This is a genomic window from Cobetia sp. 4B (assembly GCF_018831605.1).
GTDB lineage: Bacteria > Pseudomonadota > Gammaproteobacteria > Pseudomonadales > Halomonadaceae > Cobetia > Cobetia amphilecti.
Map to the genome: position 1 here is coordinate 2,496,067 of NZ_CP059843.1, position 22,856 is coordinate 2,518,922.

Consider the following 22,856-nt stretch of genomic DNA (forward strand, 5'->3'; position numbering starts at 1 on the left):
TACCTCGCTCATGAACGAAAATCCAACGAAAAACCGGGCCTCGATGAGGCCCGGCGTTCTTGATGCAGCTGACTGCTCTGGCTGGCTCAACCGACGATGGCGTTGAGCAGCAACAGGGTGATGATGGAAATGGCCCAGGCCAGCGTCGTCGGCAGGGTCAGCACCAGCATCTGATGCTTGGTGCTCTTGACGCCGAGCATGCGATTGACGACCCAGAAATAGCTGTCATTGAAGTAGCTGAAGAACATCGCGCCGATACAGGCGGCCTGCGCGGCCAGCACCATGTTGACGTCCGGCATGCCCATCAGGATCGGCGCGGAAATCGAGGCCGCGGTAATCATCGACACCGTGCCGCTCCCCTGGATGAAGCGCACCAGGGTGGCGATGATGAACGGAATCAACAGCGGCTGAAGCCCCAGTGCCGCCACCTGCATGGCGATGTAATCACCGCCGCCACTGGCACGCAGTACCGAGCCCAGCGCACCACCGGCACCGGTGACCAGCAGGATGATACCCGCCGTCTCGACGCCCTTTTCCAGATGATCGAACACTTCCTGCTTGGGGGTCTTCGGCATCAGACCATAGATGGCGACCAGCACCCCGATGCCCACGGCGATCACCGGGTTGCCGACGAAGGCGATGGTGCTGGTAAACGCGTTGCTGGTATCGCCCATCACGGCACTGACCAGCGTATTGAGGAAGATCAGCGCGATGGGCAGGCCGATCGGCATGCACGACATCAGCAGGGAAGGCAGCTCCGATTCAGGCATCATGCTGTCGGTGTCATGCTTGACGCTACCTTCGAAACCACCCGGCTGGGCTTCCAGCATCGCCTCGATACGCGGCCCCATCAGGCGGGCATAGATCACCAGTGCAATCAGCGCCGGCGCGGTAATCACCAGGCCCCAACCGATCATCAGACCGATGTCGACACCGAAGATACCGGCCACGCCCAGCGGGCCCGGGGTCGGTGGCACGCTCGAGTGGGTGATGATCAAGCCAGCCGCCAGCGCGATGCCCAGACCGATCACTGAACGTCCGCTGTTGCGCGCCAGTGAACGCACCAGCGGGTTGAGGATGACGTAGGCCGAATCACAGAAGATCGGGATGGAGACGATGTAGCCCGTCAGCGCCATCGCGGCCTCTTCCTTGTTCTTGCCCAGCAGATTGAGAATGGCGTAGGCCATGCGCTGCCCGGCACCGGTCACCTCCAGGATACGCCCCATCATCACGCCGAAGCCGATCACGAGACCGATGGTGGAAAGCGTCTTGCCGAAACCGGTGGTGATGGCACTGATGACCTCATTGGGCGGCATGCCACCGATCAACCCCGCCAGCGAGGCGGCGATGATCAAGGCCAGCAAGGCATGCACGCGGGTTTTCAATACCAGATAGATCATGACGAAGATGGCGATGCCCAGGCCGATGATGACCTGTGGCCCCGCGACGGCGGCGTCTGTCATGGGGTGCTACTCCTGTAGTTTGTTATTGTGTGGCGCAAGGTATGCGGTGTCGGCGCTGCCGGCTGGCATGACGCCGATCGTTGTTATTGACGTACTGATGTGACGAGCAGGTCTGGCAAAGGTGTCTGGCGAGCTCGTCCTGGATGAGATGACCAGACGCTGGCTAGGCGATGGCGCTCTCGTCGCGATACGCATTGAGAATCTCGTGCAGGTCGGCATCGCCGACGAAGCCCAGCGAACGCGCCTTGCGGGTGTCAAAGCGCGCCGGCCAGCTGCCGACGATGGCGGTGATACGCGGGTCAGGCTCATGCTTGACGAGTGCCAGCGCCTGCTCACCGGCGATATCCTTGAGCGCCGCGAGCATTGACGCAACGCTGACGGTGATGCCCGGCAGCATGAAGCAGCGAGAGAGGCCGAAGTCCGCGCTCGGCACCTCCGCGCCCTTGAGCAAGGCCGCGACCACCCGACGGGGCGACATCACGAACATCTCGAGTTCGCTCGGTACCGGGCAGATGGCGGCTTCGCCATTGAGCGGTTCGCGCAGGATGGAGGAGGCGAAGCTCGAGGCTGCCGCATTGGGACGCCCCGGGCGCACGATGATGGTGGGCAGACGCAGCACGCAGCCATCCACCAGCCCGCGACGGCTGTAATCATTGATCAGCAGTTCCGACATCGCCTTCTGGGTGCCGTAGGAGTTCTGCGGCACCAGCGCGGTCATGTCGCTCAGCGTCTCGGGGAGATCGCCTCCGTAGGCGGCGACCGAGCTGGCCATCACCAGCCGGGTGTCGCTCAATCCACGCGCCGCGCAGCCTTCCAGCAGCAGGCGAGTCGCGTCGAAGTTGACGCGCATGCCGAGCGCCAGGTCCGCCTCGGCTGCCGAGCTGACCACGGCTGCCAGGTGATAGATCACCTGCGGCTCGCCCGCCAGGCAGCGATCAAGCACCTCGCCGTCGGCGATATCGCCTGCCACGATCTCGATATCCAGCGAGGTGGCCGGTTCGACTGCCAGACATGACGCCGCCTCGGGACGTGGCGCCTCGATCTGATCCAGCAGGGTCAAGCGTGACAATGGCTGCCCCTTCAGGCTGCCCGTGTCGATCAAGGCCTCGGTCAGACGCTGACCGAGAAATCCGGCGGCGCCGGTAATCATGACGTGCATCGTGTGGACTCCTTGCTCGCCGCCTGGCATGACGGCTCATGACGTGTTGTCGTTATTGGCGTTTCTGCTGTCTTGAGTCGTGATCAGGCGGTGCCGGACTGGCCGTCGTTGAGCCCGAAGGCGCGACCCCAGCCGAGGCCTGCGCGCGTCTCACCCCGTGGACGATATTCACAGCCGATCCAGCCGTCGTACCCCAGACTCTCCAGCCGAGCGAACAGCGCCGGATAATGCACTTCCCCGACATCCGGCTCGTGACGGTCCGGCACGCCGGCGATCTGCACATGGCCCATATGCGCGAACTGCGCTTCCAGGTTGCGGATCAGATCGCCCTCGACGATCTGGCAGTGATAGAGATCGAACTGCACCTTGAGGTTGGCGGCGCCGACCTGGGCGAGAATCTCGCGTGCCTGCGCCTGGCCACTCAGATAGAAGCCGGGCATGTCGCGCGGGTTGATCGGTTCGATCAGCAGTGTCTTGCCGACCTTCTCAAGCTCGGCGGCGGCGTAACGCAAGTTGCTGATATAGGTCTCGGTGCAGCGCGCGCGCATGGCGTCATCCGCGCCTTGCGGCACCAGGCCCGCCATGGCATGCACGCGCGGACAATCGAGCGCCTGGGCATAGCGGATCGCCTCGGCCACCGAGGCCCGAAACTCCTCCTCGCGGCCCGGCAGACAGGTCAGGCCACGCTCACCGGCCTCCCAGTCGCCCGGCGGCAGATTGAACAGCACCTGCGACAGCTGGTGCTCATCGAGCCTTGCGCGCAATTCTTCCGGGGAATAGGCATAGGGGAAGAGATATTCGACCCCGCGAAAACCACTTTCGGCCGCAGCCGCGAAGCGATCGAGAAAGTCATGCTCGGTGAACAGCATGCTGAGATTGGCGGCCAATCGGGTCATGTCAGATCCTTGGATTTCACAGACGAAGACGTCATCACTCAGGGGCGCCCGAACTTGGCTTCGAGTTCCGCCACCTGTTCCGGGGTCATCCCACGTGGGTTCTTGCCCTGCAGCAGCAGGAACAGCTTGGCGGTTTCCTCAAGCTCTTCCGTGGCATAGACCGCCGCCTCCAGCGTCTTTCCAGCCACCACCGGGCCATGATTGGCCAGCAACACGGCGCAGTGCTTGCCGGCCAGGCCACGCACGGCATCGCCCAGCGCGGGGTCGCCCGGCATGTAATAAGGCACCAGCGGCAGCTTGCCGACCCGCATCACGTAATAGGCCGTCAGCGGAGGAATGCACTCGCAGGGATTCACGTCCGGCAGGCAGGACACCGCCACCGAGTGGGTCGAATGCAGGTGGACGATGGCACCCGACTGCGGGCGCTCGTCATACATGGCGCGATGCAGGAAGTGCTCCTTGGTCGGCGCGTCGCCATCGATCAATACGCCCTGGGCGTCCAGGCGCGAGATGCGCGCCGGGTCCAGACGCCCCAGGCAGGCATTGGTCGGCGTCATCAACCAGCCACCATCGTCCAGCCGCTGGCTGATGTTGCCGCTGGAGCCCATGGTCAGGCCGCGGTCGAACAGTGACTTGCCGTAGGTGGCGATCTGCTCACGCAACACGTTGATGTCGTGCTGTGACTGACTCATGCGTTCTCCTCGCGAGGATTCATGGCATCCAGCACGTCGAATGCCCGGGTGAAGAAGTCTTCACCCCCGAAGTTGCCGGACTTGAGTGTCAGCGAGAGCCTCGCCTCCGGCTGCGAGGGGCCGGCGGCCGGGTGCGGTGCCTGTGTCCAGGGCACGCCGGGGTCGATCTGACCGCCGATACGCAGCTCACGGATGTCGAGTGCCGAGACCACCGCGCCGGAGGTTTCTCCCCCCGCCACCAGCAGACGCCCGACGCCTTCTCCAACCAGGGTGCTGGCCAGACTGGCCAGGGCGCACTCGATGAGCTCACCGGCCTGCTTGACGCCCAGTGACGCCTGCACCGCCTTGACGCTTTCCGGCTCGGCCGAGGCGTAGATCAGAAATGGCTTGGGCTCCGTCGCCGCCAGTTGCTCACGGGCGAAGCTCAGCGCCGCCTCGAAGTGGGCATCGCTCGCATTGAGCTTGACGGGGTCCAGTGCGAAGGCAGCATGCTGCTGCGTGAAGTGCGCCACCTGCTTGAGCGTCATGCGAGAACAACTGCCGGACAGCACCATCGCGGCGCCCTGCGCCGGGGCCAGCACCGCCGCATCATCGATCGGCTCAAGCCAGCCCTTGCGGCGGTACTGGGCAGGCAAGGCCTGCGCGAGGCCAGAGCCACCGGTGACCAGCGCGTGATCCACCAGCGCCTCGGCCAGTACCTCGAGATCCTGCTCATCGAGGCTGTCACAGACCACATGACGCACGTCTTGATGGGCAAGCTCGTCCAGACGCTGACGGGCCTCCTGCGCGCCGCGGCGTAGAGTGGCGTGATCGAGCAGCCCCACGCCATGCGGCGTCTGGCGTGACAGCACGCGCACGATATCTGCATCGGTCATCGGGTTGAGGGGATGATGCTGCATGCCGCTGTCATTGAGCAGGCGGTCGCCGACGAACAGATGGCCCTGATAGACACTGCGTCCGTTGATGGGGAAGGCCGGCACGAAGGCCGTCTGCGTGGAGGACAAGGCCTCCAGCAAGGCATCGGCGACCGGCCCGATGTTGCCCTCGGGCGTGGAATCGAACGTCGAGCAGTACTTGAAGAACAGCTGGCGCGCGCCCTGGGCTTTCAGCCATTCAAGCGCCGCGAGGGATTCACTGATCGCCTGATCCACCGGGCAGCTGCGCGACTTGAGCGCGACCACCACTGCGTCGACCTCAGTCAGATCCAATCCGTTCGCCGCCCCTTCCTGCAGCGCATCCTGGGGTACCCCGATCACCTGCACGGTGCGCATGCCGGCACGTACCAGGTTGTTGGCGAGATCCGTCGCGCCGGTGAAGTCATCGGCGATTCCGCCCAGTACGATCGACATCACTGCGCTCCTTCATCATTCGCGGCCGGCAGGTTGAAGCTGCCGAGACGCTGATAGACCTTGATGACGGCCGAGTCATCCTCGCGCCCGAAGCCTGCCCCACTGGCGGCGGTGAACTGCTGCAGGGCACTGCCAGCCACCGGCATGGCAAGCTTCAGCTCGCGCCCGGTGCTGTGCACGATGTTGAGGTCCTTGACGAAGATGTCGACGGCCGACAGCGGCGTGTAATCGCCCTTGAGGATGTGCGGCACGCGATTCTCGAACATCCAGGAATTGCCCGCGGAATGGGTGATGACGTCATACAGGGTGTCGGGGTCGATCCCCATGCTCATGCCCAGCGCCATGGCTTCTGCCGCCGCCGCGATGTGCACGCCCGCGAGATGCTGGTTGACCAGCTTGACGCTCGAGCCCGGGCCGGCGCAGTCGCCCAGCCGATAGACATTGGCTGCCATCGCCGCCAGCACGCGTTCCGCCTTGACGTAAGCCGCTTCACTGCCGGAGGACATCACGGACAGCTCACCACTGCGTGCCTTGACGGCGCCGCCGCTGATCGGGGCGTCGAGCAGCTCCAGCTGCATGCCGTTCAGGCGGGTTTCGAGTTCGCGCGCGAAGCTCGGCGCCACGGTGGCGCACTGGATCACCAGGCTACCCGGCGCGAGTCGCTCGGCCAGGCCGCCCTCACCCTCGGCCCCGAACAGCACCTGCTCGACCTGATCGGCATTCACCACGACCAGCACCACCACCTGACACTCGGCCGCCAGTTCCAGCGGCGAGGCAACGGCGCGGCCACCCGCCGCTTCGAAGGCCTGACAGGCGGCGGGCGAGATATCACAGCCGATCACGTCCAGGCCTGCTTCCAGCATGGCGCGCGCACTGCCCATTCCCATCGCGCCGAGGCCGACAAGGCCGATCACTGGTGAAGTCGTTGCTGCTGTCATCTCGCATCTCCCGCGGAAGCTGTTTCAAGTGATGATCAAGGCGACCTCATGCGGCACACCGATCAGCACTTCACTGAATGTTAGCGCTACCATGTTAGCGCTAACATCATTAATAGATTAGGCTCCAAGCCACGACAAGCGGCAAATGAGAAAACGCGACATATGTCTAATCCACCATCATCTCCCCGCCGCAGCCGCAAGGGTGCCATGCAGCCGACCCTGAATGACGTGGCCCGGGAAGCCGGGGTCTCCTCGATCACAGTCTCGCGCTACTTCAATAGCCCCGACAGCGTGCGCGAAGCGACCCGCATCAAGGTCGAAGCGGCCATCGAGAAGGTCGGCTACGTGCGCAACATGATTGCCGGCAGCCTGGCCTCGGCCTCCAGTCGCGTGATTCCGGTGATCGTGCCCTCGTTGTCCAACGTGGTGTTCATCGACGTGATCAAGGGCCTGCAGGATGAATTCGAGGCGCACGGCTATCAGCTGCTGCTGGGCAAGACGGATTACGATCTGGCTCGGGAAACCCAGCTGATCCGTACCTTTCTGGGCTGGTCGGCCGCGGGTCTGGTGGTGACGGGGCTGCGCCATGACGATGCGACGCGCCAGATACTGGAGAACTGGAATCAGCCGATCGTTGAGATCATGGAGCTGGGGGAAGGGTTGGATCTGAACGTGGGGATGGATCATGTCGCCGCCGGACGCGCCATGACCGAGCACCTGCTGGCACGCGGGTATCGCACGATCCACTTCGCCGGTGCCGAGCTTGATCGCGACTATCGCGCGGCGATGCGCTATGCCGGACACCGTGAGGCGCTGGCGGCGGCCGGCATCGAGGACGCTCCCCTGCTCGACCTGCCCGTGCGGCAACAGATGACCAGCGGTGCTCAGGCGCTTGAGCGTATCAAAGCGACATTCCCTGACTGCGACGCCATCCACTTCGCCAACGATGACATGGCCTGTGGCGCCATCCTCGCTGCCGCCAGGCTTGGGGTGCGCATCCCGGATGACATCGCCATCGCCGGCTTCAATGGCCTGCCGATCGGGGAGCATGTCACGCCGCGCCTCACCACCATCGTCTCACCACGGGAGCAGATCGGCCGCATGGCAGCGCGCAAGCTGCTGGCGCGCATCAATGGTGAACCCGTCGGAGAACTGAGCCACGACCTGGGGTTCACGCTGCGGGTCGGTGGCAGCACCTGAGGCCGCGAAACCTCTCTAAGGCGCTGCCAGATTGGCTCACGATCGAGGCCTCTCAACGACGCATTCGCGTCCGTCAGGGCGAGTTGGCGCCCAGCCTGAGCAAAGTTGACGTAAAACGCAAAGTATCCGGCGTCTTCTGATCATCTCACCGCCCTCAACTTCACGACACTGTGTTCAACAAAGGCGCAGAGGCGATGCGACCGGGACGTGCAGGTTGACGTCTGGTGACATGGCCGCTGCGACTTACCGCAGACAAGTGTTCTGACACGTGAGGCCCGACGATGAATCGCAAGACTATCCTGACATGCGCCATCACTGGCGCGGGTGATACCGCCAGCAAGAACCCGAATGTCCCGGTGACGCCCAAGCAGATCGCCGATGACTGCATCGCGGCCGCCAAGGCCGGTGCCAGCGTGGCCCACATTCACGTGCGTGATCCGGAGACCGGCGGCATCAGCCACTCCACCGAGCACTTCCGTGAAGTCATGGACCGTGTGCGTTCCGCCGACACCGACATCGTCATGAACATCACCGCCGGTGGCGGCGGCGACTGGATTCCGGACGTCAATGATCCGACTCGTGGCGGCCCGGGCACCGACATCCAGACCCCGGCCGAGCGTCATGCGCCGATACAGGCATTGCTGCCGGAACTGTGCACCCTGGACTGCGGCAGCCTGAACTTCGGCGACATGGTCTACATCAACACCGCCGACTGGCTGCGCGAGCACGCTCGTCTGGTGCAGGCCGCTGGCGTCAAGCCGGAGCTCGAGTGCTTCGATCTGGGCCACGTGTGGTTCGCCCGCCAGCTGCAGCAGGAAGGCCTGCTCGACGACGACCTGCTCTTCCAGCTGTGCCTGGGCATCCCGTGGGGCGCGGAAGCCGACACCGAAACCATGCTGACCATGAAGAACAAGCTGCCGACCAACTCCAACTGGGCCGCCTTCGGCATCGGCCGCATGCAGATGCCGATGGTCGCACAGGCCGTGCTGCTGGGCGGTCACGCTCGCGTCGGTCTCGAAGACAACCTCTATCTGTCCAAGGGCGTGATGGCGACCAACGCCCAGCTGGTCGAGAAGTCCTCCGGCATCATCGAGAACCTGGGTTCCAGCGTGATGACCCCGGCCGAGACGCGTGAATTCCTCAAGCTGCGTGATCCGTCCACCGGCAAGACCGCTGGCGATATCGCCGCACTCGAAACCGCTGGAGGTGTCGCATGAGCCAGTTGTCTGTCGTAGGAACCGGTGTCATCGGCAATGGCTGGATCTCGCGTGCACTGGCCAATGGCTGGGATGTGGTCGCCTTTGACCCGGCGCCGGACGCCGAAGCCCGCACTCGCGCCTTCGTCGCGAATGCCTGGCATGCGCTTGAGAAGGATGGCCTGGCAGAGGGTGCCTCCGTCGATCGTCTGCGCTTCGCCGCGACCCTCGAGGAAGCCGTGGTCGGCGCCGATCTGATCCAGGAAAACGTGCCGGAACGTCTGCCGCTCAAGCAGGAAATCCTCAGCGCCATCGATGCCGCGGCCGAAGAGCACGTCGTGATCGGCTCTTCCACCTCCGGCTTCAAGCCGACCGATCTGCAACAGGACTGCAAGAAGGCACCGGGCCGCGTCATCGTCGCTCACCCCTTCAACCCGGTCTATCTGCTGCCGCTGGTCGAGCTGGTCGGTGGCGAGCACACCTCACCGGCACTGCTGGAAGGCGCCCGTGACGACTACCAGCAGCTGGCGATGCGTCCCCTGATCGTGCGTCGCGAGATCGAAGGTCACATCGCTGACCGCCTGATGGAAGCGCTGTGGCGTGAAGCCCTGCACCTGGTCAACGACGGCGTCGCCACCACCGAAGAGATCGACGCTGCCGTCGTCTATGGCTGTGGTCTGCGCTGGTCGCTGATGGGCACCTTCCTGACCTTCCACCTGGCAGGCGGCGAGCCGGGCATGCGTCACATGCTCGAGCAGTTCGGCCCGGCACTGAAACTGCCGTGGACCAAACTCGAAGCGCCGGAGCTGACCGACGAGCTGATCGACAAGGTCGTGGAAGGCTGCGAATACCAGGCTGCGGGCCGCCCGGTCGCCGAGCTGGACCGTCGTCGCGATGAATTCCTGGTCGAGCTCTTGAGCCTGACGCGCAAGTACTGGCCGGAAGCCGAAGGCCTCGAGGGTCGTATCTGATGGACCTGCTCGAGATCACGGTACCGCATGAGTGGGTCGACTATAACGGCCACATGAATGATGCCGAGTACGCGCGTGCCTTCTCGATGGCGGTCGAAGCCTTGATGGAGCACGTGGGGCTGGATGCCGAGGGTCGTCGCGAACACGACCTGACCATCTACACCCTGGAGACGCACCTGTGCTATCTGGCGGAAGCGCATGAAGGCCAGACGCTCAAGGTCAAGGTGCTGCTGCTGGACCATGACGCCAAGCGTCAGCATGTGCTGTTCACCCTGACGGATGCCGACGGCGGCGAGATCGCCACCAGCGAGCAGATGCTGATGGCGATGAGCATCAGTGGCGGTCGCCCGACGCCCTGCCCGGAATCGGTGGCGGAGCGCATTGCCGCCCTGCCCCAGCCGACAGGCGACGAGGACTGGCCCAAGGCGGCCGGTCGTCGTATCGCCATCCGCCGCAAGACGGCCTGAGACGTGTGACAACCGATGTCCGCTTCGGATAACAAGTCGCTGATTTAGCGTCGAAACCCGCACCCTGCCAGTCTTCTGGCGGGGTGTTATTGTCTTGGGACACCCGCCGAGAGCCGATTCATGACCATGACGCCTTCCCCCATCACCTGTCGCGCCTTCATCGATGACTTCGCGCGCGGCATGGATGAAATGGTAGAGATGCCGCTGGCAGACGCCCGCAAGCGCTATGAACAACTGTGCCAGCAACTTGGTGCGCCGCTCGCCGAGGGCGTCACGACCCACGAGAATCACGTCGAGGTCGCTGGCCGCGCGACGCCGCTGCGCCTGCGCCACTTCATCCCGGAGGTGGCACGCAAGGCAGACGGCAACCTGCCGGCACCGGTGGTATTTCTGCACGGCGGGGCCTGGCAGATAGGCTCGCCGGAGAGCCATCAGGGCATCGCCTCCAGCCTGGCCGCCCAGCTGGGGCGTGAGGTGGTCAGTGTCGATTATCGCCTGCTGCCGGAAGCCAACTATCAGGACGCACTGGCGGATTGCCTGGCGACCATCGAGCACCTCTCCGCCACGGTCGAACCGGTGGCCATCGTCGGTGACAGCGCCGGCGCTCGACTGGCGATGGATGTGGCGCGCCGACTCGATACCGAGATGCCCAACATCGGCCTGCAGGGCACGCGCATGCAGAGCCTCGGCACCCACGGCGCGGAAATGGAGACGGCCCACCATCAAGAGCATCCGGCCCCCGAGCAGCCCACAAGCTATGTGCTGGGGCTGATCTACCCGCCGATGGACCCGGTCTTCGTGCTGGCCAAGGAGAACGAGTTCGCGCTGGGTTCGGATGCGCCGCTGCTCGGCCGCGATGAAGTGGTCAGCATGTGGCTGACCGTCGCCGAGGGCGACCGCTCCGCCAGCTACTCACCCTCGCCGGCCCATTCCCAGCAGCCGCCAGCACGCCAGATCGAAGTGCTGGCCGCCGAACATGATCCGCTGACCCAACCGCTGGAGGCAGCGGTGGATGTCTGGCGCTGGCGCGGTGCCGATGTCGGCTATCGCAGTGCAAGCGGCATGGTGCATGCGGCGCTGCACGCACATCATGCGCTCCCCGAGATGCAGCACGCCTGGCAGGCCTTCTGTGAAGCCCTCGATCGGCGCCTGTGCGCCCTGGACTAGCGCAAGCCCCTCACGTACACAAACGCCCAGCCACGAGAATAGTGACTGGGCGTTTGCGCATCTGGTGACAGACATAGCTGGTGACCGACATAGTTGACGACAGATATAGCTGATGAATGAAAGGCCTGGAGATGACCGCTCGAGCGTCAAGCCGTCGCCTAAGCCTTCAGACTCGCCGGTGACATGAAGCGCAGCTCGATGGCGACCGGGCACTGACGGATGCGCTGATGCCACTCCTGCTCCAGCCGCTCCCGCGTCATGTCCTGAGACGAATCGTCCGTCAGCACGACCACGACGATCAGTCTGAAATTGGCCTCCAGAGTGCGGTCCGCCAGCAGCGCCTCGTAGAGCAGACTTTGCAGCACCGTCTGCGCTCTGGCGTAGTGCTTGAGCACCTTCACTTCAATGAACGTGAAGGGGGCACTTTCTCCCTCGAGCAACGCATCGAAGCAGGCATCGGTCTCGCCGACACGCACATGCCGCGTCATCCCACCGCTCGCACTACCGCCGCCACCACCCGCAGTGGAGGACTCCTGCATCTGACGCAGCACCGCATCCTTCAGCTGGGTCATCTGCTGGCGATGATGTTCCAGGTGCTCGGCACGCGATAACGGCGCCTTCTCGTCGGCGCCGTTCTGAGGGCTCAACAGCTGCGCGACATCGGCATCGTCGACGGCCTGCCCGCTATCCTCATCTGCGGCTGATATCTGAGCCTCGGCGTCTGCTCCACCCTGCTGCCAATCACTCTCCCCCAGCGACTCCTGCACCTCGCGAGTCAGACGCTGCTCCTGCTCGGCTGGCGACAGCGTGCGCATGAAGGAGCGGTCCTTGTCGTAATCCCCCGGCGCATACAACTTGCCGTGATGATGGGTCACGAGTCGATAGAACACCGCAAGCACCAGCAGCGGAAACACCACGATGAAACCGATCAACGGCCAACGCTCCGCCACCGTCAGTGTCTCGGCCGCCGAATTCAGCAGCAGACTCGCGAAGCCATAGATCAACGAGATGAACAACGCGATGATCCCCAGCGGGTTCCGCGCCAACTGCCTGGCATATTTCATGAACTGCATACGCGCTCCATTCCTTGGGGCTTACTGAGGGCATCCTCATGCAATGGGGGCGAGCAGCCTGATAATGCAAGAGGCCAACCTCACCACTGCATCACGATGAAGGTCAGGGTCATCACGCCGATGGCGACCAGCCAGGCGCCCAGCACGCGTTGGGCGATGACGAAAGCCGACTCGGGGAGAAAGCGACCGGCCAAGGCAAGAATCCCCCAGCCGGCGACAACGATGAGGAGTATGGCCGTCATTACGCCGAGCAGTATTGCCACTGGGGTAGTGGCCACGTCATGCCCGACGAACAGCAGGGCGACCACCAGCCCCGACAACGCTGCCGGAACACGCATCATCAGCGCCCTGCCCCACAGCGTGCGCAGCGGTAGATGAATCGACACCAGCAAGGCCGTGACGATCGCGAAACCCACCACTGCCATCACCAGCGAATCCGGCGCGTACAGCGCCACCACGACTCCCAGCACCATGGCATTGATCAGACGCAGGACACCGCGCAGCCACTCGCCAGTCGTGAAGCGGCTCTGACAGGCAACGCCCACCAGACTGGCCGTCAGCAGCAGATACAGGATCACCGGACTTCCGGTGGCGGCGCGAACACCCAACAGCCATTGATCCCACATCATCATGCCAGGGCCTCCATCAGGAAGTAGACGCCCAACAGCGCCGTCACTGCGCCCAGTACCCGCAGCAACACGCCCTGACGAAAGCGCTCTGCCACTACGCCCACGCCGATACCGGCGGCATGCAGACTGCCGGTGGCCAACATGAAGCCCATCGCGAAGGCGAAGGGATCGGAGGCCAGGGGCAATTCCGCCCCGTGGGCGTAGCCATGACAGATCGCGAACACCGAGACGACCAGACAGGCGAGCCACAACGGCAATGCGACCCGCCACACGATGAAGGCGCCGAGCACCAGCGCGGAAAGCGCGATACCGATCTCGATGCCCGGCAGCGCCAGGCCCACGATGCCGACCACACTGCCCAGCGCCATGATCATCGGGAAGACGACCGGCAGCAGCCAGGTGGCGGGCCGCCCCAGAATCACGCCCCATAGGCCCACCGCCACCATGGCCGTGAAGTGATCAAGCCCGGTCAGGGGATGCAGGAAGCCCGCGGCAAAGCCACCGACCGAATCGGTATCGACATGGGCATGCGCAGCCCCGGAGAACATGACCAGCAACAGGCCCAGGCGAGAGATGGCTGCCCGCGAGAGTCGCGGCACCGAAAAGCGAGTAAACGTCATGAGGTAACAATCCTTCGGTGAAAAGCATGAAGCCCCGCGGCAATGCAGGTCTTTCGCATGGCCGCAGGGCTTCTTCATACAGCACTCTCTTTCATACAGCTCGTGAGCTCAGGCAGTCCGCGCGAGTGTCGGCAAGGTGGCGCGCCAAGCTTCCACTCAGCAGCCTGATGGACATCCGCCTCTACTGCTCGCTGGATGCCTGAGATGGGGCCTCTGACGGCTGATCAGACTCCGAGCGATCAGATGTGTCCTTCTCCGGCCCACCCGGCCCACCCGGGCCGGGGCCCTGGCCCGGTATGCGCGGCGAGCCGATCCCCATGCTGGCCGTGGTTTCGAAGTTATCCTTGGCGACCACGCCTTTTAGACACTTAGGCAGATTCGGGAACTCGTCAGTGGCGTGATAATGGTACTCGCCCTCGGGGTGGCGCTCTGTCGGGCCGAAGTGACCATTGCAGCTATCGAGATCTGTCGGTTTTTCTCCGCCTGAATCCTGAGTACCGAACATCGGATAGCCATCGAAGGCATAGGCGAATTGCGCAGTGTGGCTTTGCGGTAACTGACAGTGAGCATCAACACCTTCTTCATCATATAGGGTGTCGATATCAGTCGCCGTCGCGTGCCAGTGATACCAGCCACCGGGATCGACGTGACCGCCACAGGTGTCGAGTGCCGGAAGATTTCCGGTATCCAGTACCGAGGGGGCATCGGCGAAGATCGGTACACCATCCAGTGCCAGGCCAACCTTTGCGACGGTGCCGAGATCGACTGGTTCATCAGCCTCGACGGGCGTGAGCGGTAAAAGCACCGTCATTTCGACGCTCTCATCTTCGGCCACATTGAGGCAGTTGTTGGCTTCGACCGGTTTCTTGCTCAGGTCCGTCATGATGTTGAGCTTTTCGTCATCATCATAGAAATGGAAGCCGAGCGTATCGAGCATCTCGAAGAAGGCACGATCCAGACGATAGAGGCCTGAGTTCTCACCATCCCAGTCCCAGATACCGCCCTCGTCATCCAGAGATGGTGGGCAGAATGGCCCGGTTTTCAGGCCATCCGGCTTATATTTGACCACCAGACGGGTGCACTGGGTTTGCGTGCCATTCTCCAGCGTACAGCTCACCGTTTCAGGAGCTTTCACCAGCGCGGCCGAGGAGAATTGGCTCGGCACGACTTCAGCGTGAGCCGCGCCGGCCATCAGCATTGCGACCGATGCTGACAGCACAGAAGCGGGCAAGCGTGCCTTGTGCCACAAGGCAGCTGCACGACGAGGACGTGTGATGGTCATTCAATGACTCCTGACAAGACGCTTGAATGTCGCGGTAAGCGTAAGGTGTCGCCGCGACAGAAAGGGTGGATCCACTAGAACGCATGCAAAAGCGCAGCGTACGAGTGAAGCGTTGCAAAGAACCGTTACAACGAACAATTCGTGAGCACAAGCTGGCACTCACAGCTTGCCCCGGCGGCGCACAGACAGCAGCTCCCGCCCTTTGATCTTTGCAACATCATCAGAGTAACGGGCGAAGCATTCATTGTGCATGCGGCGCAGGCGCCTTCAGCCTCAGTGTTCCGCTGGGCCGCCCGGCGGCTTGGCACCCTCGGGCAGACAGGCAAGACCTGCACCTCCATCGGCCGGCGCGTCACCTGATGCACCCGGGCCAGGACCGTCCTCGGGCGGTGCGATGCACTGACCGGGGATCAGATCCTGCTGACCTTGCACCTGAATCTGACACTGGTCTCCCACCTGCTTGGCGATACATGCCTCCAACGCTTCCTGAGGCGGCTTGCCGCGCGGCGGTTGCTGCGCCGCACTCACGGCACTGACTGCCAGCAGGGCGCCGGTGATGGCAAACATTGCGCCACTACGGGCGATGGCCTGACTCACGCCAGAGAGACCAGAAAGCTTCATCATGCTCGTTCCTTATGTATTCGTGCTGATGAACGCAGGGTGCCGCTAGAGTGTGCAGGCAATATGTCAGAACGCCGCACCATGCCGACAACCCGAGGCAACCCCTGCACTCGCAAGGGCTCCCCCAATCACACGGGAGCAATCCCGGCATCACGCCTTGTCGGCAGGCTTTTGCCCTTCAGGCCCGCCCTCGGGCGGTCCACCCTTAGGTCGTTCATTTGCCTTGCAGACCGCATCGGGCGAGTCGAGCGCGCAGCCGATCTCACCCTTGAAGCAGCCCAGAATCTCGTTCTTCTCGGCACTGTTACCGTGATAGTGATAGCCGATCCCCTCGGCGACGTGACCGCTGCAGGCATCCAGATCTGCCTTATCCGCGTCATCTCCGGTCAGCTTGGCCAGAATCGGGTAACCGTCCATCGCAAAGCCAATCATCGGGGCATCCGCCTCAGTCTTCTCCTGCTTGGGGCTACAGCCATTGGCACCGTGGTAGTGATAGCCCACATGCAGATTCACATGCCCCCCGCAATCGTCGAACGGGGCTAGAGTATGGGCAGCGAGAATCGCATCCTGCGGCGCCGCAGCATCGAATCTGACGCCGTTGAAGGCGATCCCCCGCGGGCCTGGCGTGCGTCTTGCCGCCTCCTCCTGGCTGGCGACAGGCACCAATGGCACGACATAGGTGGTCTCGACGACCTCATCCATATATTCAGTGCGGCATTCCACGCAGTAGTTGTTGTACTCCTCAGCCACATCCGGCCGCGCCGCCTGATCACAGGCGGTCTTGGTGTCCGTAATACGAACCTTGCCAGTCTCCTCGTCAAACAACTGCCACTCGGGATCATCATAGAAGGTGGCCAGGTTCTCGATGAAGGCCCCATCCACGTCGTATTGCGTGCCATCACGTACCCAGATACCGCCCTCATCAGCACTGTCCGAGATATTGCCGGGGCACCAGGGGCCCATCTCATCGGCAGCCAGCGAGTTCTTGAGCGTGATGCTGAAGCACTGGGTCTCGGTGCCGCCGGAAAGCGTGCAGTCCACGACCTTCGGTCCCGCCACGATGCTGTCGGCATCGAACATCGACTTGATACTTGTCAGCCGCTCGCTCATATCAATGCCGTGGGCCATGGCGGTCGTGGAGGCCATCAAGGCGATGGCGCTCCCCAATAGCAACTTGCTTGTCAGATGCTTCATTCCCCATCCCCTTGTCATTGCAAAAGTCGCTCTCATGCCTATGCAGGCCACACGCAGCTGTCACTCATTCGGACCAAGCGCCTGCTGGAACCTCGTCCTTCATCCAGCACAAGACGCCCCTTGCCAGACAGCATGGCACCTCAAGGCGTGGACACCCGCCTTCTGGCAGTCTTTCCCATCAGGTCACGCTGTTGACACGCGGTTATGACAGCCGCCAAAAGCCAGTGGTGAGAGCCGATCGCAAGCAAAGTGGCGCATAAACTTGCAGCAATTGTTGAGGCAATGCCTTGCCCAGGCCCTCAGCGCGTCTGGCGCGGTGAGTGACCGAAGTGGTTGCGGTAGGCACGCGAGAAGCTGGAGCTGGAGGTAAAGCCACTCGACAGCCCGATCGAGAGAATATCGAGGTCGGTTTCCTTGAGCAGATGCCGCGCCCGCTCCAGTCGCAGACGCAGATACCAGGCCCGCGGCGAGGTCGACAGCTCTTGCTCGAACAGGCGCTGCAATTGGCGCAGCGAGACGCGACAGCGCTTTGCCAACTCCTCCAGCGATAAGGGGGTGTCCAGGTTCTGTTCCATCAGGGCGACCGCATCCACTAGCTGGCGCTTGTGGGTGCCAAGGCGGCGCGCCAACGTCATGCGCTGCTGGTCAGTCCGCGTGCGCATGCGGTCGTGTACCAGCTGCTCCGAAACATCCACCGCCAACGCCGTACCGTGCCGGCGGGCAATCACATCCAGCGCCATGTCCATCGCGGCTGCCCCACCGGCACAGGAAAAGCGGCGCGCGCCCAGCTCGAACAATTCGTCCGAGGTACTGATGGTCGGGAAGCGCTCACGAAACGCCGGCAGACTCTCCCAATGCAGGGTGACCCGCTCGCCGTCCAACAGTCCTGCCGCCGCCAACAGGAAACAGCCGGTATCCAGGCCGCCCAGCACACAGCCTCCGCCATCGAGACGATGCAGCCAGCCCGTCAAGGCGCGATTGAGGTGTGCCTCGGGCTCAAAACCGCTGCATACCGCCAGGGAAGGCAGGGAGCGAATATCAAGAATGCTGTGGTCGGCGACCAGCGTCATGCCACTGGAAGACGTGACCGGCTGACCATCCTCACTGATAAGCAACCAGCGAAACAGCGGCTTGCCACTGATGCGATTGGCGATGCGCAGAGGCTCCACGGCCGCGAAGAACGCCATCATCGAGAAGCGTGGCAGCAAGAGAAAACCGATGGTTTCCGGTAGCGGGCCGGTGTAATCGAGTCGCATCGTGCAGTGGCTCCAGAGAGTGAGAAGGTGAATCCGCCCTGCCCGTCGCCTGAGCGCAAGCAGCGTCAATGACGTCGTGAGGGCAAGCGCCTGAGGTACAGGCTCCACTCACGACCCTGCACCGCCAGAATGTTATTCCGGAAGAGGCCCACGTGCGGCTAACATTGTCGTATTTAGGCAAGAATACGTCGCATCACGTCAAGAATATCACTGCATGATTTCTGCTTCTCAGACTGACGCGACACTCCTATACGGTAGTCCTGGCCAATGAGCTTGCGTGACCGAACAGGCCCGCTGGCGAACGTGCTCTTGAGACACAGCCAATTTTCCAGAAGCTGTAGCCATCAAAATCAATTCCATACATAATATATTGTAATGCTTTTAGGGAGTTAGCGCCTTCTTGCGCATCTCGACAAGCATTCACGTCTTCATCTCGTTGCCTTATCGACAACAATTTTTCGCAACTGATGAACGGTCATTCCGCCGTGACCGCGACAGGGAACGCTGGCCCTACGACCAGCTCGAACAGGAGATATTGCGTGACCCCACCTCAGCCTGATCCCGCCTCACCTGACAACGCCAGTACTAAAAACGCCACCGCCCAAAACACCCCCTCTAACGGCAGCGCCACAGCAGTCGTCGGTTCTCAGCGCTACCATTCGCCGGACCTGAGCCTGCGTGTCGAGACCTCCGGGCCGCTCAAGGGCATGCACAAGGGCATGACCCTGACCTCCGCCGGCCTGCTGCTGCTTTTCGTCCTCGCCACCGGCCTGGCACCCGAGCTGTCCTCCAGTCTGTTCGGCGCCGCGCGCGCCTGGATCGAATCCACCTTCGGCACCTATTACCTGGTGACCATCGTCGGTCTGATCGGCCTGTGCATTGCCCTCGTCTTCTCCCCCTGGGGCAAGCTGCGCTTAGGCGCGCCGGATAGCCGTCCTGAATTCTCGCGCTTTACCTGGGTCTCGATGCTGCTCTCGGCAGGCGTGGGTATCGGCATCCTGTTCTTCGGCGTCGCCGAACCGATGTTCTACTTCGACAACTCTGGCGGCTTCGGGTATCCCAACAACCCGCACGCAGACCTCGCCGGCCATATGGCGATGGATCACGCCCGCGCCGTCGACGCGCTCAAGCTGGCCTTCTTCCACTGGGGCCTGCATGGCTGGGCGGTCTATGTCATCGTCGGCATGACGCTGGCCTACTTCGCCTATCGCCGCAATCTGCCGCTGGCACTGCGCTCCGCACTCTATCCGCTGATCGGTGACCGCATCTACGGCCCCATCGGCCATGCCGTCGACATCATGGGGGTACTGGGCTGCGTGTTCGGTATCGCCACCTCGCTGGGGCTGGGCGTCAGTCAGATCGCCGTCGGCCTCAACCGCCTGACCGGTATCGACTCGGGTATCGGCACCCAGGTCGTGCTGATCGCGATCATCAGCGTCATCTCCATCGCCTCGGCGGTCTCCGGCGTCAAGCGCGGTATCCGCATCATTTCCGAGCTGAATGTCGGCGTGTCCGTCATCGTGGTCGGCAGCTTCCTGATCGGCGGCCCTACCCTGTGGCTGATCAGCATGTTCGGCGAGACGGTGGTCTCCTATGTGCGTGATGTGATTCCCATGGGACTGTGGGTCGCGAGCACGCCGGTCGAGCGCGACTGGCAGGATGCCTGGACCATCTTCTACTGGGCCTGGTGGCTGGCATGGGCACCGTTCATCGGTCTGTTCATCGCGCGGATCTCCAAGGGCCGCACCCTGCGTGAATTCATCCTCGGCGTGCTGATTGCCCCGCCGCTGATCATCTTCATCTGGCAGACCCTGTTTGGCGGCACCGCACTGCATCAGGAGCTGAACGCGGCCATGGGCCCGGGCACCGGCCAGCTGATGGGCATGATTCGCGACTGGAATCTGCCAGAGGCACTGTTCGCCACCGCCGATGCGCTGGTGAGCAATGACATTCTCAGCACCGTGCTGACGTCGCTGCTGATCTTCCTGCTGATCAGCTGGTTCGTGACCAGCTCCGATTCCAGCACCCTGGTCATCACCACCATCCTGTCGATGGGCGATGAAGACCCACTGCCGCGTCATCGCATCTTCTGGGGTGTCTGCATCGGCTCCGTCGCAGCGGTGCTGCTGATGGCCGGCGGACTCAAGGCGCTGCAGACGGTATTGATGGCAGCCGCTCTGCCAGTCAGCTTCGTGATTTTGATAATGACCCTCGGCCTGCTGGTCGCACTTATCGATGAATCACGCAGCGCGCTGAGGTCGCGTCGTCAGCCGAAGCCATCCGCTCAGGCTACTCCGCGAGCGGTCAACCAGACCAACGCGGGCTAAAGACTGGCAGCAGAGTCACACTCTTTGGTAGCCATTTGTCATTATCGAGTCACCAATGCCCGCTCAGATCCCGATCTGAGCGGGCATTGTCGTTTCTGGCGTCTTTGGCGTGTTCTCGACGTCGCGTTGTGGCAAATAGGCGTCGCTTGCATCCAATGTTCACAAACCGCATCTGACTAGTCTGGAAAGGCGCAACCCTCGGCCTGACAGTCGGTTGCGTTACTGACAGGACACTGACAGCAAAAGTGCCCAGCCAGGTACGCATGACACTCTTGGCGCTCTCGAGATTGGCCATCCCCGGCATTGGCCTGAACGAGAACATCATCCCCCACTTTAGCCACCGGCCTTGCCCGTATCGATTCCGCTCTCAAGGCCTCAAGGCACTCAGGCTGCAGCAGGAGCGACGCTCAAACAGCAATTAGAACGACAGCTCGAACAGCATTAGAACGACAGCTCACACAACAACTACAACAATTCAGGAGTCTTCTCATGGCAGCGACAGACCATGATCCGCTCGGTGATCCCGCACCACACCCTTCGCAGAACAATGCCCTCACGGCACATATCCAGGTGGAAACCAGCGGCCCGCTCAAGGGCATGCACAAGGGCATGACCCTGACTTCGGCCGGCCTGTTGCTAGCGTTCGTCGTCGGAGCCGGTCTCTCTCCCGATGGGGCGGCCGCCATTTTCGGTGCCGCGCGCAGCTGGATCGAACATACCTTCGGCACCTATTACCTGGTGCTGGTGGTCGTGATGATCGCCCTGTCGCTGGTGCTAGTGTGCTCGCCGTGGGGCAGCCTGCGCCTCGGCCCCAAGGACAGCGCGCCGGAATTCTCGCGCTTCACCTGGATCTCGATGTTGCTCTCGGCAGGTGTCGGCATCGGCGTGCTGTTCTTCGGTGTCGCGGAGCCGATGTTCTATTTCGACAATTCCGGTGGCTTCGGCTACCCCAACAACCCGCATGCGGATCTGGCCGGCGCGACCGCCATGGATCACGCCCGCGCCGTCGAGGCGCTCAAGGTGGCCTTCTTCCACTGGGGGCTGCATGGTTGGGCGATCTACGGCATGGTCGGCATGACGCTGGCCTACTTCGCCTATCGCAAGAAACTGCCGCTGGCGCTGCGTTCCGCGCTCTATCCGCTGATCGGTGATCGCATCTACGGCCCGATCGGCCATGCCGTCGACATCATGGGCGTGCTGGGCTGCGTGTTCGGTATCGCCACCTCGCTGGGCCTGGGCGTCAGCCAGATCGCGGTGGGCCTCAATCGCCTCACCGGTCTGGATGCCGGCATCGGCACCCAGCTGGCGCTGATCGTCGCGATCAGTGCGATCTCCATCGCCTCCGCGGTCTCCGGCATCAAGCGCGGGATTCGCTTCATCTCCGAGCTGAACATCGGCGTGTCGGTCCTCGTGGTCGGCAGCTTCCTGATCGGCGGCCCGACGCTATGGCTGATCTCGCTGTTCGGCGAAACGCTGCTGGCCTATCTGCGCGATGTGGTGCCGATGGGGCTGTGGGTCGCCGAGACTGCGGGGGAAAACAGTTGGCAGGTCGGCTGGACCATCTTCTACTGGGCCTGGTGGCTGGCGTGGGCCCCGTTCATTGGTCTGTTCATCGCCCGCATCTCCAAGGGCCGCACCCTGCGTGAGTTCATCCTTGGTGTATTGATCGCCCCGCCGCTGATCATCTTCATCTGGCAGGCACTGTTCGGCGGTACCGGCCTGTATCAGGAGCTGACAGCCAGCATGGGTGCCGGCAGCGGCGAGCTGATGTCGCTGGTGCGCAACTGGAACCTACCCGAAGCGCTGTTTGCTACCGCCGATGCCCTGGCGGGCAACAGCGTGCTGAGCGTCATCCTGTCGTCTCTGCTGATCTTCCTGTTGATCAGCTGGTTCGTCACCAGCTCGGATTCCAGCACCCTGGTGGTCACGACCATCCTGTCGCTGGGCGATGAAGAACCGCTGGCACGCCATCGTATCTTCTGGGGCATCTGCATCGGGCTGGTGGCCGGTACACTGCTGATGGCGGGCGGGCTCAAGGCGCTGCAGACCATCCTGATGGCCGCCGCCCTGCCGATGAGCTTCGTGATCGTGGCGATGACGCTGGGCCTACTGGTGGCACTGTGTCAGGAGTCGGGTATCGCGCTCAGGAAACTACGCAAGCCCAGTCAAGACAGCGGTCGCGTCTGATCTAGACATCTCCCGACAGACATCATTCGGCAGGTATCACCACACTCGCCGAGCCATCCCGATACCGGGGCGGCTCGGCGAGTCTCGTTGGGAGGAGGCATCACGACGTTATCAACCAATATTTCTCGCACTGGCAGCCCGGGATGTCGCAACAAGCCAATTAGTTGTC

At 62.8% G+C, this 22,856-nt stretch carries 20 protein-coding genes; 7 read left to right on the forward strand and 13 right to left on the reverse strand.

Translation table 11 applies throughout. The features are described 5' to 3' along the window. Positions 1–86: 86 nt before the first annotated feature. The 6 genes from H2O77_RS10415 to ltnD form a co-directional block, all read right to left on the reverse strand. Entirely contained in the window at positions 87–1,463 is a 1,377-nt protein-coding gene (locus H2O77_RS10415) for a gluconate:H+ symporter (protein ID WP_215822963.1), read from the reverse strand. Positions 1,464–1,626: 163 nt separating this feature from the next. Next, positions 1,627–2,622: a D-erythronate dehydrogenase gene (denD, locus tag H2O77_RS10420; RefSeq protein ID WP_215822964.1), complete on the reverse strand. Its 996-nt coding sequence runs from the start codon at positions 2,620–2,622 to the stop codon at positions 1,627–1,629. A gap of 83 nt (positions 2,623–2,705) precedes the next feature. Beyond that, positions 2,706–3,518: a 2-oxo-tetronate isomerase gene (gene otnI / locus H2O77_RS10425; RefSeq protein WP_215822965.1), complete on the reverse strand. Its 813-nt coding sequence runs from the start codon at positions 3,516–3,518 to the stop codon at positions 2,706–2,708. Between the two features lie 38 nt (positions 3,519–3,556). Next, positions 3,557–4,210 (reverse strand): 3-oxo-tetronate 4-phosphate decarboxylase, encoded by a 654-nt coding sequence (gene otnC, locus H2O77_RS10430; RefSeq protein ID WP_043336237.1) that lies wholly within the window; start codon positions 4,208–4,210, stop codon positions 3,557–3,559. After that, positions 4,207–5,559 (reverse strand): 3-oxo-tetronate kinase, encoded by a 1,353-nt coding sequence (gene otnK / locus H2O77_RS10435; RefSeq protein WP_215822966.1) that lies wholly within the window; start codon positions 5,557–5,559, stop codon positions 4,207–4,209. The genes otnC and otnK overlap by 4 nt, the downstream gene beginning before the upstream one ends. Beyond that, the gene (gene ltnD / locus H2O77_RS10440; RefSeq protein ID WP_215822967.1) at positions 5,559–6,497 is read right to left on the reverse strand and encodes an L-threonate dehydrogenase; all 939 of its coding nucleotides are present in this window, start codon (positions 6,495–6,497) and stop codon (positions 5,559–5,561) included. Before ltnD ends, otnK begins: the two co-directional genes overlap by 1 nt. Before the next feature lie 162 nt (positions 6,498–6,659). Here ltnD and H2O77_RS10445 point away from each other — a divergent pair, with 162 nt between their 5' ends. The 5 genes from H2O77_RS10445 to H2O77_RS10465 all read left to right on the forward strand — a co-directional run bounded on the left by H2O77_RS10445 (position 6,660) and on the right by H2O77_RS10465 (position 11,498). Continuing rightward, entirely contained in the window at positions 6,660–7,697 is a 1,038-nt protein-coding gene (locus tag H2O77_RS10445; protein ID WP_107334574.1) for a LacI family DNA-binding transcriptional regulator, read from the forward strand. Positions 7,698–7,978: 281 nt separating this feature from the next. Continuing rightward, entirely contained in the window at positions 7,979–8,914 is a 936-nt protein-coding gene (locus H2O77_RS10450) for a 3-keto-5-aminohexanoate cleavage protein (protein WP_215822968.1), read from the forward strand. After that, complete coding sequence (locus H2O77_RS10455) at positions 8,911–9,864, forward strand: L-carnitine dehydrogenase (protein ID WP_054557175.1); 954 nt, start codon at positions 8,911–8,913, stop codon at positions 9,862–9,864. The genes H2O77_RS10450 and H2O77_RS10455 overlap by 4 nt, the downstream gene beginning before the upstream one ends. Beyond that, positions 9,864–10,331, forward strand: a complete 468-nt coding sequence (locus H2O77_RS10460) for a thioesterase family protein (protein WP_215822969.1) — start codon at positions 9,864–9,866, stop codon at positions 10,329–10,331. The genes H2O77_RS10455 and H2O77_RS10460 overlap by 1 nt, the downstream gene beginning before the upstream one ends. Before the next feature lie 120 nt (positions 10,332–10,451). Beyond that, positions 10,452–11,498: an alpha/beta hydrolase gene (locus H2O77_RS10465; protein ID WP_215822970.1), complete on the forward strand. Its 1,047-nt coding sequence runs from the start codon at positions 10,452–10,454 to the stop codon at positions 11,496–11,498. 158 nt (positions 11,499–11,656) lie between these two features. Here the strand turns inward: H2O77_RS10465 and H2O77_RS10470 are convergent, their stop codons facing one another. The 7 genes from H2O77_RS10470 to H2O77_RS10500 form a co-directional block, all read right to left on the reverse strand. Next, the gene (locus H2O77_RS10470; RefSeq protein ID WP_215822971.1) at positions 11,657–12,571 is read right to left on the reverse strand and encodes a hypothetical protein; all 915 of its coding nucleotides are present in this window, start codon (positions 12,569–12,571) and stop codon (positions 11,657–11,659) included. Between the two features lie 80 nt (positions 12,572–12,651). Next, complete coding sequence (locus H2O77_RS10475; protein WP_215822972.1) at positions 12,652–13,203, reverse strand: hypothetical protein; 552 nt, start codon at positions 13,201–13,203, stop codon at positions 12,652–12,654. Next, positions 13,200–13,820: a HupE/UreJ family protein gene (locus H2O77_RS10480; RefSeq protein ID WP_215822973.1), complete on the reverse strand. Its 621-nt coding sequence runs from the start codon at positions 13,818–13,820 to the stop codon at positions 13,200–13,202. The genes H2O77_RS10475 and H2O77_RS10480 overlap by 4 nt, the downstream gene beginning before the upstream one ends. 181 nt (positions 13,821–14,001) lie before the next feature. Then, positions 14,002–15,102: a YHYH protein gene (locus tag H2O77_RS10485; protein WP_215822974.1), complete on the reverse strand. Its 1,101-nt coding sequence runs from the start codon at positions 15,100–15,102 to the stop codon at positions 14,002–14,004. A 273-nt stretch (positions 15,103–15,375) separates the two neighbouring features. Further along, on the reverse strand, positions 15,376–15,726 hold the full coding sequence (locus H2O77_RS10490) for a hypothetical protein (RefSeq protein WP_215822975.1): 351 nt from the start codon (positions 15,724–15,726) through the stop codon (positions 15,376–15,378). Positions 15,727–15,873: 147 nt separating this feature from the next. Beyond that, entirely contained in the window at positions 15,874–16,917 is a 1,044-nt protein-coding gene (locus H2O77_RS10495; RefSeq protein ID WP_215822976.1) for a YHYH protein, read from the reverse strand. 299 nt (positions 16,918–17,216) lie between these two features. Next, positions 17,217–18,173 (reverse strand): GlxA family transcriptional regulator, encoded by a 957-nt coding sequence (locus H2O77_RS10500; protein WP_215822977.1) that lies wholly within the window; start codon positions 18,171–18,173, stop codon positions 17,217–17,219. 539 nt (positions 18,174–18,712) lie between these two features. On the opposite strand from H2O77_RS10500, the gene H2O77_RS10505 reads away from it, so the two are divergent. Continuing rightward, on the forward strand, positions 18,713–20,500 hold the full coding sequence (locus H2O77_RS10505; RefSeq protein ID WP_240548571.1) for a BCCT family transporter: 1,788 nt from the start codon (positions 18,713–18,715) through the stop codon (positions 20,498–20,500). 489 nt (positions 20,501–20,989) lie between these two features. After that, the gene (locus H2O77_RS10510; protein WP_215822978.1) at positions 20,990–22,687 is read left to right on the forward strand and encodes a BCCT family transporter; all 1,698 of its coding nucleotides are present in this window, start codon (positions 20,990–20,992) and stop codon (positions 22,685–22,687) included. Positions 22,688–22,856: the final 169 nt, after the last annotated feature.